We start from the raw sequence: 15,584 nt of genomic DNA, 5'->3' as shown, positions 1-15,584 counted from the left end.
ATGCCCGACCACAGCCAGGAGTTTCGAGCGACCTGGCGCGGCAGTGCGGTGTGGGTGGCGGCGCTGGTGGCCCTCATGGCCGCGGGTTTCGCGGCGGGTGCCCTGGCCACGCCGCGCGGCGCCTGGCTGCTGGGCGTGCTGGCGCTCTTCTTCGGAGCGATGGCCTGGCTGCTGTTGCAGCCCCTCTTGAGCGCGCACCCCATCCTGCGCGTTGGCCCCGAGGGCATCGGCGGCTACCTGCTCAAGGGGCAGAGCATTCCCTGGAGCGACATCGCCGATGTGGAGCACCTGTCGGTGCAAGGCCAGCACCAGATCCGGATCCAGCTGCGCGAGGGCGCGGTTTCGCAAGCCGCCACCGCAGGCCTGTTCCGCAGGGGGCTCAAGCGCGTGATCGCGTTGGCGCCGCTGCGCCGCGCCGAGCGCCAGCCCGCCGCGCAGGCGGCGCTGCAGGCCTTTCAGCGCCACGCCACGGGCCAGGCGCAGGCGGCGCTGAACCAGCGGCTGGACGACTTGCAGACACACGAGGCGTTCGAGGAGCGCCTGCGCACCCTCACCCCCACGCCCTGGGCGCTGTACGCGGTGATCGCCGTCAACGTGGCGGTGTGGGTGCTCAACCTGTTCGACGGCATGAGCCCCACCAAGCCCACTTCGGCCGAGCTGTTCGCCTGGGGCGCCAACTCGGCCACGGCCGTGGTGCGCGATGGCGAGTACTGGCGCCTGCTCAGCGCCACCGCGCTGCATGGCGGCGCGCTGCACCTGGGCCTGAACATGTTCGCGCTGTGGGACGCCGGGCGGCGGGTGTGCCGCTGGTTCGGCAACGGCCAGTTCCTGCTGATCTACCTGGCGGCAGGGCTCGCGGGCAGCGCGCTGAGTCTTCACTTCTCCTCGCAGCAGGCGGTGTCGGTGGGGGCTTCGGGCGCGGTGTTCGGCGTGCTGGGGGCGTTGATGGTCGGCGTCTATCAGCACCGTGCGAGCGTGCCCAAGGCCATGGCGACGCAGCTGCTGACCAGCCAGGGCCTGTTCGTGGCGATCATGCTGGGGCAAGGTTTTGCCCGTCCGGGCATCGACAACGCGGCCCACGTGGGTGGCCTGGTGATGGGGGCCCTGCTGGCCTGGCTGCTGGTGGAGCTGGTCGACGAGCGCGCCTCGCGTGGGCTGCGCCAGCGCCGCCAGGTGATGGCCGTGGCCGCCACGGTGCTGCTGGTGGGCGCGCTGGTGGGGCTGGCCCGGCCCGGCGTGGACCACCGGCAGGTGTTTGGCTCGCAGTCGCTGCTGACGGACCTGCTGCCCCGGCTGAGGGCCGCCGAGACCGCGCTGCAGCAGGACGCCAGGGACCACAAGGACGGGCGCCTGAGCCGGGCGCAATTCGTCGACGCGATGGCGCAGCGCCACATCCCGGCCTACCGGGCGATGGGCGAAGAACTCGCCGCGCTCGGCCCCCAACCCCACGCGCCCACGATCGCGGAGATCCGCGAGCTTCACGGCATCGTGCTGGAGGTCATGGCGCTGGAGGTGGGCAAACACCGGGGCAGCGTCGATGCGGCGCAGGCCGACGCCAGGCTCGAGCAGCTGTCGGACCGGATGGTCAGTGTGGGTGCCCGTCTGCGAGCGAAGAGCGCGCCGCCGGCCAGGCCGTGAGCGAGGCCGGTTCGGCACCGGCGCGCCGGCCGCGCAGCATGCCCGCCACGATCAGCGCCTGCGCCGCGTAGTAGGTGCCCAGTACCCACACCTGCGACATCGGCAGCGGCGACACGAAGCGGTTGGTCGCCAGCAGCGAGTCGCTCAGCATGAAGAAGCCCGAACCCAGCGCCACGGCCAGGGCCGCGCGGTCGCGCTGCACGCTGGCGCGGCCGATGGCCTGCGCGGCCATCAGCGCGATCACCAGCACGTAGGCCGCCACCGGGGCGCGCAGGCCGGCCGGCAGGCCGCCCTGCCACAGGAAGCCGTACATCGCCACACCCAGGCCCAGCGTGGCGGCCAGCGCGCGGCGGCTCGGGAACCAGGGCAGGCCCTGGTGGAACAGCGCGATGTAGGCCAGGTGGGCCAGCAGAAAGGCCACCAGCCCCGGAATGAAGTAGCCCGGGAACATCAGGAAAGCATCTCCCGCCAGTGAAAAGGCCAGCGCGGCGAGCAGCAGGGCGTCCGCGCGCCGCACGCCGCCCGCGGCGCGCGCATGCGCCCACACCACCGCCATCGCGATCAGCATGGCCAGCGGCTTGAAGACCCGGTGCAGCTCCACCCAGCCCAGCGCGGCGGTGGCCATGGCCAGGGCGCCGCATTCGATCAGCAGCGCCTCGCCCATGCCGATGCGCCCCTGCATCACCGCGCCGATGGCCCACAGCGCCACCAGCAGCACGCTGAACACCACGGCGCTGCGCGAGAGCGGCCAGGCATCGGCGAACCACAGGAAGCCCCCCACGCCCACGAGCAGGGCCACGAACTGCGCGCCCGCGAACCAGCGCACCGCGGGGCTCATGGGCGGCGCATAGCGCTGCACGCTGGCGAGGTCGAACGCGGGTGACGGAAAGCGCGCGGCCACGTCGGCCGGCCGCCAGCCCGGTGGCTTGAACCACACGCGCAGCTTGTCGGCCCAGCGCCGGGTGTGCCAGCTGTCCCGCAGCAGGCCCCAGTACACCTCGCCGTTGGCCCACAGCGGGTCCCAGCTCTGCAGGGGCTTGCGCGTGCCGTAGATGCACTTCTCGTCCTCTTCCTTGAAGCTGCCGAACAGGCGGTCCCACACGATCAGGATGCCGCCGTAGTTGCGGTCGAGGTAGCGGTCGTTCACCGCGTGGTGCACGCGGTGGTTGGAGGGGCTGCAGAACCAGCGGTCGAACCAGCCCAGCTTGCCGACCTGCTCGGTGTGCACCCAGAACTGGTAGAGCAGGTCGATCAGCGCGACCACGCCGAACACCAGCGGTGGCACGCCGGCCACGGCCATGGGCAGGTAGAAGATCCAGCCCAGCAGCGCGCCCGAACTGGTCTGGCGCAGCGCGGTGGAGAGGTTGTAGTCCTGGCTCTGGTGGTGCACCACGTGCGCGGCCCAGAAGACGGCGCTCTCGTGCCCGGCTCGGTGCAGCCAGTAGTAGCAGAAGTCGTAGAACACCAGCGCGGTCAGCCAGCCCATCCCGCTGGTCCAGAACGGGTGGTCGGGCCAGATCGCCACCGCCGAGTACACGGCGGTGTACAGGCCCACGCGCAGCAGCCGGGTGAACACCGCGCTGATCTGGCTGAGCATGCCCAGGCCGATGCTGCTGATGGCGTCGTCGAGCCGGTAGGTGTTGTGCCGGCGCTGGCGGCCGATGGCGTACTCGATCGCGATCAGCGCGAAGAACACCGGCGTGGCCAGCACGATGATCTGGCTCGGGCTCATGGGAGGCGTGCAAAGCGGAAACGGGGCATGCGCGCATTGTGGGCAGAAGCCGGTGTTTGCACCCTTGGCATCAACCCGCATGCCCGTGCCAGAATCGCGGGCATGTCCGCCAACCCGCCGCCCACCGCGACCGCCCCGGAGAGTGCCACCACCGCGCTGTACCGCGCCGCGCTGGGGCCGGTGAACACGGCGCACTACCTCGCGGTGTTCGAGCGTTTCGACGACGCCGGCCGCGCCAGCCCGGTCTGGAACCCGGCGGCCGGCCTGCTCACCCTGAACTGGCTGGTGTTCCGCCAGCTCTGGGGTTCGGCGCTGGTGTACCTGGCCTGTGCCCAGGGGCTGGCGCTGCTTGTGCTGGTGGCGGCCCGGCGCTTCCTGCAGTGGCCGCCGTCGGTGGAATGGGGCGTGCTGCTCACGCTGCTGTTGCTGAGCATCGCGATCCCCGGCGCCTACGGCAACGCCCTGCTGCACGCCGAGACCCGCCGCCGCATGACGCGCGCCGTGCGCGAAGCCCGCACCGTGCGCGAGGCCTGCGCGGCGCTGGAAAAGCAGGCAAGTTCGAAGCGGCGCCTGGGGGCGCTGGTGGTGGTCAACCTGCTGCTGGCCGGTGCCCTGGGGGCGGGTTGGCTGGGCGGCGGGCTCCAGCAAGGCCTGCCGGCGCCGGCCGCCCAACTGGTCGAAGCACCGGCGCCGGCCGTTCCTGCCGCACCCGCCGCCGAGCCCGAGCCGGTCGAACAAGCCGTGGCCGCCGCACCGCCAGCCGCGCCGGAGCCGGTGCCCGAACCCGCGCCGGTGATCGTGACGCCACCGACGCTGCCGGCCTTGCCATCCTCCGTCGCGGACAGCCCGCCGGCCGAGCCACCCGTGGTGGCCAAGGCCGCGCCGCCCGAGCCCGCCAAGGTGGTGGTCGCCAAGGTCGTGGCCCCCAAGGCACCGGTGGCGGCGGCGGTGGCGCCGCAGGCCCATGGCATCAACGTCGGCCTGTTCGCCGACCCGGCCAACGCCGACAAGGCCCACGCGCGCCTGGTGGAAGCCGGTTTTCCGGCGATCCTGCAGAAGGTCGAATCGCCCAAGGGCGAGTTCACCCGGGTTCGCGTCGGGCCGTTTGCCAGCCGTTCCACGGCCGATGAAGCGGCCGCGCGCATCCGCGCCCTGGGGCTGGACGCGGTGGTGTTCGCGCCCTGAGCCGGCGAGGCCGGGTCGGTCAGCCCAGCGCGCCGCGCGTGTCCACGGCGATCAGGCGCTCCACCTTGCCCTCGGACAGGCCGCCGCGCACGCCGAACAGGAGGTCGTGCAGGTTGACCGTGGGGTCGCAGTGGCCAGGCACGAGCCAGACCGTGTCGCCCAGGTCGGGCAGGGCCTGGCCGGCGTGGGCCGCGCGCAGGATGCCGTGCTCGTCCCCGCCATTGGCGAACACCAGGCCCGGCGGGCTCCACACGGCGGGCAGGCCGCTGTCGATGGCGTGGCTCTTGTGGCCGGCGTCGCACACCGCGTGCTGGGCGCCCCGGCTCATCACCTGGGCCTTGAGGAACAGCGCATGCTCGAACACCGGGGCCAGCGGCGCGCTTTCGTTGCGGGCGTAGTCGGCGTCCATGAACAGGTAGGAGCCCACCTGCAGCTCGCCCCAGACGTGGCTGGCCGTCTCCAGGGAGAAGGTGCCCGTGCCCGCGCCGGTGATCAGCGGCACCGTGAAACCCGCGGCCTGCAGCCGCTCGCGCGTGAGCGCGGCGGCCCAGGCCGCCTCGCCGATGGCCTTGGCCCGCTCGGCCGGGTCGCGCCGGTGCTGGGCGCCGCCGTGGTAGGCCTGCAGGCCGGCGAAGCGCAGCACCGGGTGCTGGGCGATCAGGCGGGCCAGGTCCACGGCCGGTTCGCCGGGGGGCACGCCGCAGCGGCCCTGGCCGACGTCGATCTCCACGAACACGTCGATGCGGTTCTCACCGCCCACGCTGGCGGCCTCCAGCGCCTGCGCCAGCCGCAGCACGCCGGCCGCGCTGTCCACCGCGATGGCGAACCGCGTGTCGGGCAGGGTGCGCACCGCCTGGGCCAGCCGCTGCAGCTTGGGCAGGGCGATCACTTCGTTGCTGATGTAGATGTCGGTCACGCCGCCGCGGGCCAGCGCCAGGGCCTCGTCGGTCTTCTGCACGCAGACCCCCACCGCGCCGTGGGCCATCTGCAGCCGGGCGAGTTCGGCGCTCTTGTGCATCTTGGCGTGCGGCCGCAGCCGCAGCCCGTGGGCCCGCGCGTAGGCCGCCATGTGCGCGAGGTTGCGCTCCATGGCGTCGAGGTCGATCACCAGGGCGGGGGTGTCGAGCCGCGCCACCTCCTGGCCGATCAGGGCCTGGGCGTTCTGCCAGCGCGGGCTGCGCGCAGGGTCAAGTTGCACGTTCATCGAGGGGGGCCCCGGATTGCAGGTGGTTGGTGTCGGCCCAGCCCACCAGGCTCAGGCCCTCGGGCGACCACAGCAGGCGGTTGATGGCGGTGTTGGGCAGTTCCCAGCTGCGCGGCGCGGTGAGTTCCAGGCGCGTGGCGGCGCGGTAGAGGATGTCGAGCACGCCGCCGTGCGCGACCATCAGCACCTGTTCCCCGGGGTGGCGCGAGGCCAGTTCGAGCACGGTGGGGATCACGCGGCGCTGCAGCTGTTCCAGCGATTCGCCGCCGGCGGGGGCGAAATCGGGCATGCGCTTGCGCCAGGCCAGGGCCTCGGTCGGCCAGCGCTGTTCGAGCTCGGCCCAGGTCTGGCCTTCGAAACGCCCGAAATGGCGCTCGCGCAGGCCCTGGTGGGGCGTCACGCTCAGGTTCTTGACGCGGGCGACCGCCTGCGCGGTCTCGAAGGCGCGACCGAGGTCGCTGGCGTAGACAGCGGCAATCGGTTCGTCGCGCAGCGCTTCGGCCAGCTGGGCGGCCTGCCAGCGGCCGCGCTCGTTGAGGGCGATGTCGGTGTGGCCCTGGATGCGCGTATCGCGATTCCAGGCGGTTTCACCATGGCGCACGGCCAGGATGCGGGTGACTTGCAAAGGGGGTCCTTGAACGCGGGCGAAAGACTGCAACTGTACCGGGGGCGCCACTGTCGCGCGTGCCGAAACGTCAGGAAAACCGGGGTTTGCGAGACAATTCGTTGCATGACGCCGCCGCCATCCCCGCTCGACGGGGATTTTTCCACGCTCTTCAATTTCCTGCCGATCGGGGCTTACCGAAGCTCGCCCGAAGGCCGGATGCTGCGCGCCAACCAGGCCTTGGTGGCGCTCAACGGCTATGCCTCGGAAGGGGAGTTGCTGGCGGCAGTGAACGACATCGCCCTGGAGTGGTACGTCGACCCTGTGCGCCGGGATGAGTTCAAGAGCCAGCTCGAACGCGACGGCTTCGTGCGCGGCTTCGTCTCCGAAATCCACCGCCACCGCACGCGCGAGCGCGTCTGGATCAGCGAGAACGCGCACGCCGTGCGCGACGCGGCCGGCGTGCTGCGCTATTACGAAGGCACGGTGGAGGACATCACCGACCGCATGCGCGACCAAAAGGCCTTGCGCGAGAGCGCAGAGCAGCTGCGCCTGATCACCTCCCAGGTGCCCGGCGCCGTGTTCGCCGTGTACGTGCGCAACGACGGTGGGCGCGAGTACCGTTTTCTGAGCGCCGGCATCCGCGACATCTACGGCTTCGAGGCCGACGATCTCATGCGCAACCCCGAGTTGCTCGGGCGCTACTTCCACCCGGAAGACCAGGCCATGCTGGAGCGCGACCGGCAGGCCATCCTGGCAGGGCAGGTCAACCTGGAAACCGAGTTTCGGGTCGTGTTGCCCGATGGCACCATCAAATGGATCTGCAACCGCTCGTGCGCGGTATCGGCCGACGCCAACGGCTTCCTCCGCGTGGGCGTGCTGTTCGACATCACCGATCGCAAGGAAGCCGAGTCCGCGCTGCATGCCAGCGAGGCGTTGTGGAAGCTGGCGCTGGAGAGCGCGGGCGACGGTGTCTGGGACTGGAACCTGACCACTGGCGAAGAGTTCTTCTCGCCCGGCATCAAGGCGATGTTCGGCTATGACAACGAGGACATCGCCAACATGTCGGCCGAGCTCGACGCGCGCACCCACCCGGACGATGTGCCGCAGATGCTGGCCGACCGGCAGGCGCATTTCGAAGGCCTCGCCCCGGTGTATCGCAACGAGCACCGCATCCGCTGCAAGGACGGCCGCTGGAAATGGGTGCTGTCGCGCGGCATGGTGCTCTCGCGCGACGAAAACGGGCAGCCGGTGCGCATGGTCGGCACGCACACCGACATCACCGAGCACAAGCAGGCCGAGGCGCAGCACCGCGCGCTCGAAGCGCAGTTGCGCGAGTCGCAGAAGATGGAGGCCATCGGCACCCTGGCCGGCGGCGTGGCGCACGATTTCAACAACCTGCTCGCCGCCATCCTGGGCAACCTCGTGCTGGCGCGCGAGGACCTGGGTGAGCAGCACCCGGCGCAGGAGAGCCTGACCGAGATCAACCGCGCCGCCATCCGCGCGCGCCAGCTGGTGCAGCAGATCCTCACCTTCAGCCGGCGCCAGACGCAGGAAATGGTGCGCCAGCCGCTCACCCCGCTGGTGGAGGAGGCGCTGGGCCTGATGCGCTCGCTGCTGCCCGCCAGCCTCAAGCTCGTGGCGCGCCTGCCCGCCGCCGGGCTGCCGGTGCTGGCCGATGCGACCCAGATGCAGCAGGTGCTCATGAACCTGTGCACCAACGCCTGGCAGGCCATGGAAGGCCGCTCGGGCGACATCACCGTGGCGCTGCGCGATGTGCGGCTGGACGCCTCGCAAGGCCTGCAGCTGGGCGGCCTGGCCGGCGGCGCCTATGCCTGCCTGAGCGTGGCCGACAACGGCCCCGGCATGGACGAGGCCACGCAGCAGCGCATCTTCGAGCCCTTCTTCACCACCAAGGCGCCGGGCGCGGGCACCGGCCTGGGCCTGGCGGTGGTGCATGGCATCGTCAAGGCCCACCGCGGGGTGATCGCGCTGCACAGCCGCCCCGGCGAGGGCTCGCGCTTCGACGTCTACCTGCCCCTGGCCGCCGGGGCCGCCGACGAGGCGCCGGCGCCCGCGCCCGTCACCGTGGCCACGGCCGCCGTGCCGGTGGCGCCCGGCAAACACGTGATCTACATCGACGACTACGAAGCCCTGGTGTTCCTGGTCGGGCGCCTGCTGCGCAAGCAGGGCTACCGCACCAGCACCTTCGAATCGGGCGAGGCGGCGATCGCCTGGTTGCGCGAGCATCCCGACGACCCGGTGGACCTGGTGGTGACCGACCAGAACATGCCGGGCATCTCGGGGGTGGACGTGGCGCGCGAGGCGCGCCGGCTGCGCCCGGGCCTGCGCGTGGCCATCGTCTCGGGGCACGTCAACGACAAGCTGATCGCCGAGGCGACCGAGGCTGGCGTGAGCGACGTGATGGGCAAGCAGGACAGCATGGACGCCCTGGGCGAGGCGATCCGCGAACTGCTGGAGCGCGCGACCCGCTGAGCCTTGCTGGGCCGCCCGCCGGTCAGCGTGGCACTTCGATGTTGACCTGGCGCGGGCCTTCCGGCGGCGCCGGGAAGTCGCGCAGCGCGGCGTCCAGCATGGCCGACCACAGGCCGTTGGTGCTGTTCCAGCGGCCATCGTGCGCGGCGCGCGTCTCGTACACCACCTTGCCGCTGGCGGCGTGGCGGATCACCAGCGACACCTCGCGCTTGTAGTACGGCGACTCCATGCGCGGGTACATCGGCATCCAGATGATCTGGCCACGGCCGGTCACCACGTAGTCGCGCCCGGGCATGGCATAACCGAAGCCGGGGCCGAAACCGCCGCCCCAATAGCCGCCCCAGTAACCGTCGTACGGGCTTTCCCAGGGCGCGCGCGGCAGGCGCAGCGTGCTGGCGTCCACCTGCACCAGCCAGGGGGATGCCGTGCCTTCGGCCGCGCGGGTCCAGCCCACCTTCACCAGGGCCTGCTGGGCGAGGCGCTCCAGCTCGTCCTGACCGGTGGCGATCTTGCCTTCGCGCTGCGAGGGCAGGCGCTCGAAGCGGTAGATCTGCGGCGCCTGGGGAATCGTCACCGGCGTGCCGGGCTTGCCCGCCTGGTCGGCCCAGCGCGCGAAACTCTGCACCTCGTTGTCCACCAGGTACACGCTGGCGCAACCGCTGAGCACCAGCAGGGCGGTGGCGGCGCCCCACACCTTGAAGGGGCGCAAGAGCTGTTGAATGGTCATGAAACCTCCTGAATGGCCTTGGCGGGCGCCCGAGGAGAAAACTCAGTGCGCCGCGGCAATCGGTATGACTGCGGCGGGCGCCGAAGCGTTCCCCTGCGGTGCGGGCCAGTCCGTTTCAGGGGGCAAGGCGCGTGCCGCCCCGGGCAGGGGCTCGTCGTCGAAGGCCTTGTCGCCGTCCTCGCTGGCCTCGCCCGTGGCCTGGATGGTTTCAAAAGGAAACAGCGAGCGGTCCATCAGGTGGCTGGGCACGATGTTCTGCAAGGCGGTGAACATGTTCTCGATCCGGCCCGGGAAACGCTTCTCCCAGTCCTTGAGCATCAGGCCCACCTGTTTGCGCTGCAGGTTTTCCTGGCTGCCGCACAGCGTGCACGGGATGATGGGGAATTCGCGCAGTTCGGCCCAGCGGCTGAGGTCCTTCTCGGCCACATAGGCCATGGGGCGGATCACCACGTGCCGGCCGTCGTCGCTCACCAGCTTCGGGGGCATGCCCTTGAGCTTGGCGCCGAAGAACATGTTGAGCAGCAGGGTCTGCAGGATGTCGTCGCGGTGGTGGCCCAGCGCGATCTTGGTCGCGCCGAGCTCGCTGGCCACGCGGTAGAGGATGCCCCGGCGCAGGCGGCTGCACAGGCTGCACATCGTCTTGCCCTCGGGGATCACGCGCTTGACGATGGAGTACGTGTCCTGGTTCTCGATGTGGAACTTCACGCCCAGTTTCGTGAGGTAGGCGGGCAGGATGTCGGCCGGAAAACCGGGCTGCTTCTGGTCGAGGTTGACCACGATCAGTTCAAAACGGACGGGCGCGCGCGCCTGCAGCTTCTGCAGGATGTCGAGCATGCCGTAGCTGTCCTTGCCGCCCGAGAGGCAGACCATCACGCGGTCGCCTTCCTCGATCATGTTGTAGTCCACGATCGCGCGGCCGACCTCGCGGCACAGGCGTTTTTCGAGTTTGTGGTTTTCGAGTTCGGTGTTCATGTCGGGTTCCTCACCACTGCCCGCTTTCCATGCGGATGGCGACCTCGCAGTCGTCGAAGATTTCCAGCTTGGCGATCTTCACGCGCACGCCGATCACGCCGGGCAGCTGGATCAGCCGGCGCGTGAGCTTGCCGATCAGGCTCTCCAGCAGGTTCACGTGCTCGGCGGTGCATTCGTCGATGATGATCTGGCGCACCTTGCGGTAGTCCAGCACATGGCCGATGTCGTCGTCGTGCGGCAGCAGGGGCTGCGTGCCCTGGTTGAGCTCGGCATCGACCTGGATCGGCTGCGGGCTCGACTTCTCGTGGTCCAGGATGCCCAGGTTGGCGTTGAAGCGCAGCCCGGTGAGCGTGAGGATCTGGTTGCCGGCGGCGGTGGCGTTCATGGTGGGCGTGCGCTGGGTTACATCAGCGAAAAATCGCGCTCGAAGCGCATCAGGTGCTGGCCGCCATCGACCAGCAGGGTGGTGCCGGTGATGGATCGGTTGTCCAGCGCGAAGGCCACGGTGGCGGCCACGTCCTGCGGGGTGGACGAGCGCCCCAGCGGCGACTGCTGGTGCAGTTCGGCGAACTTCTCGTCGCTCAGCAGGTGGCTGGTGAGCGTGAGGCCGGGTGCCACGCCCACCACGCGCACGCGCGGCGCCAGGGCCAGCGCCAGCATGGTGTTGGCGGCTTCGAGCGCGGCCTTGGAGAGCGTGTAGCTGAAGAAGTCCGGGTTCATGTTCCAGAGCTTCTGGTCGAGCAGGTTGACCACCACGCCCTCGGCCTGCCGTGCCTCCAGGTGCGCGTGCAGGGCCTGCGCCAGCAGCACGGGCGCGCCGGTGTTGGCGCGCAGGTGCTGCTCCAGCGCGGCGAAGCCGAAGCTGGGCGCGCTGTCGTGTTCGAAGATCGAGGCGTTGTTGACCACCGCGTCCAGGTGGCCGAAATGCGCCACCACGGTCGGCAGCAGGGCGCGCACGCTGGCCTCGTCGCCGAGATCGGCAAAAAAGGTGTGGGCGCTGCCGTCGCGCCCGCTGCGCAAGGCGCAGTCGGCGGCGGTGCGGTGCGCGTCGTCCGCCGAGTGGCGGTGGTGCACCGCCACGTTCCAGCCCGACTGCGCCAGCGCCAGCGCGATCTCGCGGCCCAGGCGCTTGCCCGCGCCGGTGACGAGCACGGTGCGCGTGGCAAGAGGCGGGGGGTGGCGCTGGGCATGAAGGACAATCCGGGGGTGCGAACCCCCATGGCAACAGAACACGAGAGTTTAACGAGCCCCTTGCTGGCGCGGGTGCGCGAGGCCATCGCCCAGGGCGGCGGCTGGCTGCCGTTCGACCGCTTCATGGCCATCGCGCTCTACGAGCCCGGCCTGGGCTACTACGCCAACGCGCTGGCGAAATTCGGTCACCTGCCCCAGGGCGGCAGCGATTTCGTGACCGCGCCCGAACTCACCCCGCTGTTCGGCCAGGCCCTGGCGCGGCAGGTGGCGCAGGCGCTGGCCGCCAGCGGCACCGACGAGGTGTGGGAGTTCGGCGCCGGCTCCGGCGCGCTCGCCCTGCAGGTGATCGAGGCGCTGGCCGAGTTGGGGCAGCCGCTGCGGCGCTACACCATCGTCGACCTCTCGGGCAGCCTGCGCGAACGCCAGCGCCACACCCTGAGCGCGCACGTGGACCGTGTTCATTGGGCCGATGCCCTGCCCGAGCAACTGCACGGCGTGGTGCTCGGCAACGAGGTGCTCGACGCCATGCCGGTGCAACTGCTCGCGCGCACGGGCGGCGTGTGGCACGAGCGCGGCGTGGCGCTGGACGCGGCGGGCGCCCTGGCCTGGGCCGACCGCGCCACCGAGCTGCGCCCACCGCTGGAGGTGGAGGGGGGGCACGACTACGTGACCGAAATCCACCCGCAGGCCGAGGCCTTCGTGCGCACCCTGGGCGACCGCCTGAAGCGTGGCGCGGCCTTCCTGCTCGACTACGGTTTCCCCGAGGCCGAGTACTACCACCCGCAACGCGCCATGGGCACCCTGATCTGCCACCGCGCGCACCGCAGCGACAGCGACCCGTTGAGCGACGTGGGCGAGAAGGACATCACCGCGCACGTGAACTTCACCGGCATCGCCCTGGCCGCGCAGGACGCGGGGCTGGACGTGCTGGGCTACACCAGCCAGGGCCGCTTCCTGTTGAACTGCGGCCTGCTGGACCTCGCGCAGCGCGCCGACGCAAGGCAGAACGCGATGATGCAGAAGCTCGTCAACGAGCACGAGATGGGCGAGCTGTTCAAGGTGATCGCGCTGGCACCGGCTGGCAGCGCCGCCGGCTGGCTGCCCCTGGGTTTCGCGGCCGGCGACCGCACGCACCGGCTCTGACCATGATCCGCTGGATGATCGTCATCTTCCTGGCCCTGCTGCTCATCAGCTGGTTCACGCCGTTGCTGCGCAAACTGGGCTTCGGGCGGCTGCCGGGCGACTTCCACTTCAAGGCCTTCGGGCGCGAGTGGTTCCTGCCCTTTGCCACCACCGTCGTGCTGAGCATGGTTGCCAGCCTCATCGGCTACCTGATCTGAGCCGCTTGAAATCGACGGCATGGCGGCCATCTGCAAGACATTGCCATTCCGGACCGCCCCATGACCACCGAGCCCCTGCACATCGTCTGTCCCCATTGCCACACCACCAACCGCCTTGCCCGCGACGCCCTGAGCCAGTCGCCGGACTGCGGCAAATGCCACCGCGCGCTGTTCGACGGCCATCCAGCGGCGCTGGACGAAGCGGCCTTCGAAAAACACGTGGGCCGCTCCCAGGTGCCGGTGCTGGTGGACTTCTGGGCCCCCTGGTGCGGCCCTTGCCGTGCCATGGCGCCCCAGTTCGAGGCCGCCGCACGCGAACTCGAGCCACACGTCCGCCTGGTCAAGGTCAACACCGAAGAAGCCCAGGCCCTGGGTGCGCGGCTGCAGATCCGCAGCATTCCCACGCTGGCGCTGTTCGTGAACGGGCGCGAGGTGGCGCGCCAGCCCGGTGCGATGGGTGCGGCCGACATCGCGCGCTGGGTGCGCGCGAACCTGCCGCGGCCCTGAACACGCCGGCCGCCTGACGCGGTATGGTCGGGGCTTGTCCGACCATTTCCCGCGCACCATGTCTTCACCTTCCCGACAAGGCCGGCTGCTGGCCGACGTGGGCGGCACCAACGCCCGCCTGGCCTGGCAGGACGGCCACGGCGCACCGATCGAGCACATCCAGGTGCTGCCGGTGGCCGAGCACGCCAGCCTGCAGGCCGCGATCCGCGTCTACCTCGGCGGCCTGGGCCGCCAGCCCACGGCGGCGGCGATCGCCATGGCCAACCCCGTCACGGGCGACCGCGTGAGCATGACCAACCACGACTGGTCGTTCTCGCAGGCGGCCTTGCGCGACGAACTGGGCCTGACCACGCTGCGCGTGCTCAACGACTTCACCGCCCTGGCCCTGGCCCTGCCGCACCTGCCCGCGCACGAGCTGCGCCAGGTGGGCGGCGGCGCGGCGGTGCCGGGCGCTGCCATCGCGCTGCTGGGCGCGGGCACGGGGCTGGGGGTGTCGGGCCTGCTGCCCGACGGCGCGGGCGGCTGGGTGCCGATCGCCGGCGAGGGCGGCCACGTGACCCTGCCAGCGGCCACCGCGCGCGAGCGGGCGGTGATGGACGCGCTGGTGCGCCGCCACGGCCATGCCTCGGCCGAGCGCGTGGCCAGCGGCACCGGCCTGCTGGAAACCTGCCAGATCCTGTGCGAAACCGATGGCGTGGACGCCCGCGCGTTCACCAGCGCCGCCGCCGTGACCGAGGCCGCGCTGCAAGGCCGGCATGCGCAGGCGCTGGAGGCCCTGGAGATGCTCTGCGGCGTGCTCGGCGCCGTGGCCGGCAACCTCGCGCTCACGCTGGGCGCGCGCGGCGGGGTCTACATCGGCGGGGGGGTGGTGCCGCGCCTGGGCACCTGGTTCGACACCTCGCCGTTCCGCGAACGCTTCGAAGCCAAGGGCCGCTTCGAGGCTTACCAGAGCGGGATTCCGGTGTGGGTGATCACCGCGCAGCAATCGCCTGCGCTGCTCGGCGCCGCCCGCGCGCTCGACGCGCGGCCCTGATCACGACTGGGGCGCGGCCCGCGCGGTGCCCAGCGGCGGGACCGCTCCCTCGCGGTCCTGCCCCGGGTACACCATGAGGTGCGGCACCGGGATCTGGATGCCCTGCGCATCGAAGGCCGCCTTCAGGCGGCGCAGGTATTCGCGCTTGATGCCCCACTGCTCCAGCGGCAGGGTGCGGAAGCGGCAGCGGATGATGAGCGCCGACTCCGCCCAGTTGTCCACGCCGGCGATCTCCATGTCGGCCAGGATGCGGGGCGAAAACGCCGGGTCGGCGCGCAGTTGCGCGGCCACGTCGCGCATCACGGCCATCACGTCTTCCACGTTCTCGCGAAAGGCCACGCGGATGTCCATCACCGCATGGCTGAAGTCGCGCGTCATGTTGACCACTGTGTTGATGTAGCCGTTGGGCACGTAGTGCACGTTGCCGTCGTAGTCACGCAGTTGCACGTAGCGCAGCGTTACCACCTCCACCATGCCGGCGTGGTCGCCGATCTTCACCACATCGCCCTGGCGGATCTGGTTTTCCAGCAGCAGGAAGAAACCGGCGAAGTAGTCCTTGACCAGGCTTTGGGCACCGAAGCCCACTGCCAGACCCACCACGCCCGCTGCGCCCAGGATGGGCGCGACGGAGACGCCCACCTCGCCCAGCACCAGCATGCCCGCCACCAGGCTCACCACCACGACGATCAGGTAGCGGAACACCCGATCCAGGGTCTGGGCGCGTTTGGCGGCCTCGCGGTCGTCCAGCCGGCTGGCGATGCGCTCGCGCAGCGTGCCCACCACGCGCTGCAGCACCACCACCAGCAGCCAGGCCACCAGGACGATGAGCACGATGCGCGTGAGGCTGGCGGCGGCGCCGCCCAGGCTGCTCCACCAGCGGGTGGCGATGTCGATGAAGGCTTCGTTCATGGGTACTCCGGAAAAGAAAAAAGCAAAGCGGGCGCCGGCCTTGCGG

Annotated in this window: 15 protein-coding genes; 7 read left to right on the top strand and 8 right to left on the bottom strand. The window is 70.7% G+C overall.

Features of this window, described 5'->3' with window-relative positions; all coding sequences use genetic code 11:
- Positions 1 to 1,638, top strand: a complete 1,638-nt coding sequence (locus tag ABSY19_RS10545) for a rhomboid family intramembrane serine protease (protein WP_382162324.1) — start codon at positions 1 to 3, stop codon at positions 1,636 to 1,638.
- On the opposite strand, the gene ABSY19_RS10540 is transcribed toward ABSY19_RS10545, so the two are convergent.
- Positions 1,586 to 3,370: a lysoplasmalogenase family protein gene (locus tag ABSY19_RS10540; protein ID WP_382162321.1), complete on the bottom strand. Its 1,785-nt coding sequence runs from the start codon at positions 3,368 to 3,370 to the stop codon at positions 1,586 to 1,588. The two genes, ABSY19_RS10545 and ABSY19_RS10540, sit on opposite strands and share 53 nt — an antisense overlap.
- A 102-nt stretch (positions 3,371 to 3,472) precedes the next feature.
- Between ABSY19_RS10540 and ABSY19_RS10535 the strand changes: the two genes are divergently transcribed.
- Positions 3,473 to 4,555 (top strand): SPOR domain-containing protein, encoded by a 1,083-nt coding sequence (locus ABSY19_RS10535; protein WP_382162319.1) that lies wholly within the window; start codon positions 3,473 to 3,475, stop codon positions 4,553 to 4,555.
- 19 nt (positions 4,556 to 4,574) lie between these two features.
- Here the strand turns inward: ABSY19_RS10535 and ABSY19_RS10530 are convergent, their stop codons facing one another.
- Positions 4,575 to 5,759, bottom strand: coding sequence for a DSD1 family PLP-dependent enzyme (locus ABSY19_RS10530; RefSeq protein ID WP_382162316.1), 1,185 nt, complete (start codon positions 5,757 to 5,759; stop codon positions 4,575 to 4,577).
- Positions 5,743 to 6,384 carry a histidine phosphatase family protein gene (locus ABSY19_RS10525; RefSeq protein ID WP_291120998.1) on the bottom strand — a complete coding sequence of 214 codons (642 nt, stop codon included), beginning with the start codon at positions 6,382 to 6,384 and terminating at the stop codon, positions 5,743 to 5,745. The genes ABSY19_RS10530 and ABSY19_RS10525 overlap by 17 nt, the downstream gene beginning before the upstream one ends.
- A 105-nt stretch (positions 6,385 to 6,489) precedes the next feature.
- Here ABSY19_RS10525 and ABSY19_RS10520 point away from each other — a divergent pair, with 105 nt between their 5' ends.
- The gene (locus tag ABSY19_RS10520; protein WP_382162313.1) at positions 6,490 to 8,859 is read left to right on the top strand and encodes a PAS domain-containing protein; all 2,370 of its coding nucleotides are present in this window, start codon (positions 6,490 to 6,492) and stop codon (positions 8,857 to 8,859) included.
- A 22-nt stretch (positions 8,860 to 8,881) separates the two neighbouring features.
- Here the strand turns inward: ABSY19_RS10520 and ABSY19_RS10515 are convergent, their stop codons facing one another.
- From ABSY19_RS10515 to ABSY19_RS10500, 4 genes are read right to left on the bottom strand one after another with little or no spacing between them, the layout of a single operon-like run.
- Positions 8,882 to 9,586 (bottom strand): DUF4136 domain-containing protein, encoded by a 705-nt coding sequence (locus ABSY19_RS10515; protein ID WP_291121002.1) that lies wholly within the window; start codon positions 9,584 to 9,586, stop codon positions 8,882 to 8,884.
- A gap of 42 nt (positions 9,587 to 9,628) precedes the next feature.
- Positions 9,629 to 10,558 carry a tRNA 2-thiocytidine(32) synthetase TtcA gene (gene ttcA, locus ABSY19_RS10510; protein WP_382162310.1) on the bottom strand — a complete coding sequence of 310 codons (930 nt, stop codon included), beginning with the start codon at positions 10,556 to 10,558 and terminating at the stop codon, positions 9,629 to 9,631.
- Between the two features lie 10 nt (positions 10,559 to 10,568).
- Complete coding sequence (locus tag ABSY19_RS10505) at positions 10,569 to 10,943, bottom strand: dihydroneopterin aldolase (protein ID WP_382162308.1); 375 nt, start codon at positions 10,941 to 10,943, stop codon at positions 10,569 to 10,571.
- Positions 10,944 to 10,960: 17 nt separating this feature from the next.
- Positions 10,961 to 11,710, bottom strand: coding sequence for an SDR family oxidoreductase (locus tag ABSY19_RS10500; protein ID WP_382162306.1), 750 nt, complete (start codon positions 11,708 to 11,710; stop codon positions 10,961 to 10,963).
- 66 nt (positions 11,711 to 11,776) lie between these two features.
- Here ABSY19_RS10500 and ABSY19_RS10495 point away from each other — a divergent pair, with 66 nt between their 5' ends.
- From ABSY19_RS10495 to glk, 4 genes are read left to right on the top strand one after another with little or no spacing between them, the layout of a single operon-like run.
- Positions 11,777 to 12,892, top strand: a complete 1,116-nt coding sequence (locus ABSY19_RS10495) for a class I SAM-dependent methyltransferase (protein ID WP_382162303.1) — start codon at positions 11,777 to 11,779, stop codon at positions 12,890 to 12,892.
- Positions 12,893 to 12,894: 2 nt separating this feature from the next.
- Positions 12,895 to 13,089 carry a DUF2905 domain-containing protein gene (locus ABSY19_RS10490; RefSeq protein ID WP_291121019.1) on the top strand — a complete coding sequence of 65 codons (195 nt, stop codon included), beginning with the start codon at positions 12,895 to 12,897 and terminating at the stop codon, positions 13,087 to 13,089.
- A gap of 60 nt (positions 13,090 to 13,149) precedes the next feature.
- Positions 13,150 to 13,596: a thioredoxin TrxC gene (gene trxC, locus ABSY19_RS10485; protein WP_382162300.1), complete on the top strand. Its 447-nt coding sequence runs from the start codon at positions 13,150 to 13,152 to the stop codon at positions 13,594 to 13,596.
- A gap of 58 nt (positions 13,597 to 13,654) precedes the next feature.
- Complete coding sequence (glk, locus tag ABSY19_RS10480; RefSeq protein WP_382162297.1) at positions 13,655 to 14,629, top strand: glucokinase; 975 nt, start codon at positions 13,655 to 13,657, stop codon at positions 14,627 to 14,629.
- Here the strand turns inward: glk and ABSY19_RS10475 are convergent, their stop codons facing one another.
- On the bottom strand, positions 14,630 to 15,538 hold the full coding sequence (locus ABSY19_RS10475; RefSeq protein ID WP_382162294.1) for a mechanosensitive ion channel family protein: 909 nt from the start codon (positions 15,536 to 15,538) through the stop codon (positions 14,630 to 14,632). It lies immediately after the preceding gene.
- Between the last annotated feature and the right edge of the window lie 46 nt (positions 15,539 to 15,584).

The sequence above is a fragment of the Hydrogenophaga sp. ANAO-22 genome (assembly GCF_042466645.1).
Classification (GTDB): domain Bacteria; phylum Pseudomonadota; class Gammaproteobacteria; order Burkholderiales; family Burkholderiaceae_C; genus Hydrogenophaga.
This window is presented reverse-complemented; position numbering and strand designations above follow the sequence as displayed.

What these genes read in the sequence shown, in the direction of transcription:
- ABSY19_RS10545 (WP_382162324.1), top strand. Translation starts at nt 1, where the DNA reads ATGCCCGACCACAGCCAGGAGTTTCGAGCGACCTGGCGCGGCAGTGCG.
- ABSY19_RS10540 (WP_382162321.1), bottom strand. Translation starts at nt 3,370, where the DNA reads ATGAGCCCGAGCCAGATCATCGTGCTGGCCACGCCGGTGTTCTTCGCG.
- ABSY19_RS10535 (WP_382162319.1), top strand. Translation starts at nt 3,473, where the DNA reads ATGTCCGCCAACCCGCCGCCCACCGCGACCGCCCCGGAGAGTGCCACC.
- ABSY19_RS10530 (WP_382162316.1), bottom strand. Translation starts at nt 5,759, where the DNA reads ATGAACGTGCAACTTGACCCTGCGCGCAGCCCGCGCTGGCAGAACGCC.
- ABSY19_RS10520 (WP_382162313.1), top strand. Translation starts at nt 6,490, where the DNA reads ATGACGCCGCCGCCATCCCCGCTCGACGGGGATTTTTCCACGCTCTTC.
- ABSY19_RS10515 (WP_291121002.1), bottom strand. Translation starts at nt 9,586, where the DNA reads ATGACCATTCAACAGCTCTTGCGCCCCTTCAAGGTGTGGGGCGCCGCC.
- ttcA (WP_382162310.1), bottom strand. Translation starts at nt 10,558, where the DNA reads ATGAACACCGAACTCGAAAACCACAAACTCGAAAAACGCCTGTGCCGC.
- ABSY19_RS10505 (WP_382162308.1), bottom strand. Translation starts at nt 10,943, where the DNA reads ATGAACGCCACCGCCGCCGGCAACCAGATCCTCACGCTCACCGGGCTG.
- ABSY19_RS10495 (WP_382162303.1), top strand. Translation starts at nt 11,777, where the DNA reads ATGGCAACAGAACACGAGAGTTTAACGAGCCCCTTGCTGGCGCGGGTG.
- ABSY19_RS10490 (WP_291121019.1), top strand. Translation starts at nt 12,895, where the DNA reads ATGATCCGCTGGATGATCGTCATCTTCCTGGCCCTGCTGCTCATCAGC.
- trxC (WP_382162300.1), top strand. Translation starts at nt 13,150, where the DNA reads ATGACCACCGAGCCCCTGCACATCGTCTGTCCCCATTGCCACACCACC.
- glk (WP_382162297.1), top strand. Translation starts at nt 13,655, where the DNA reads ATGTCTTCACCTTCCCGACAAGGCCGGCTGCTGGCCGACGTGGGCGGC.
- ABSY19_RS10475 (WP_382162294.1), bottom strand. Translation starts at nt 15,538, where the DNA reads ATGAACGAAGCCTTCATCGACATCGCCACCCGCTGGTGGAGCAGCCTG.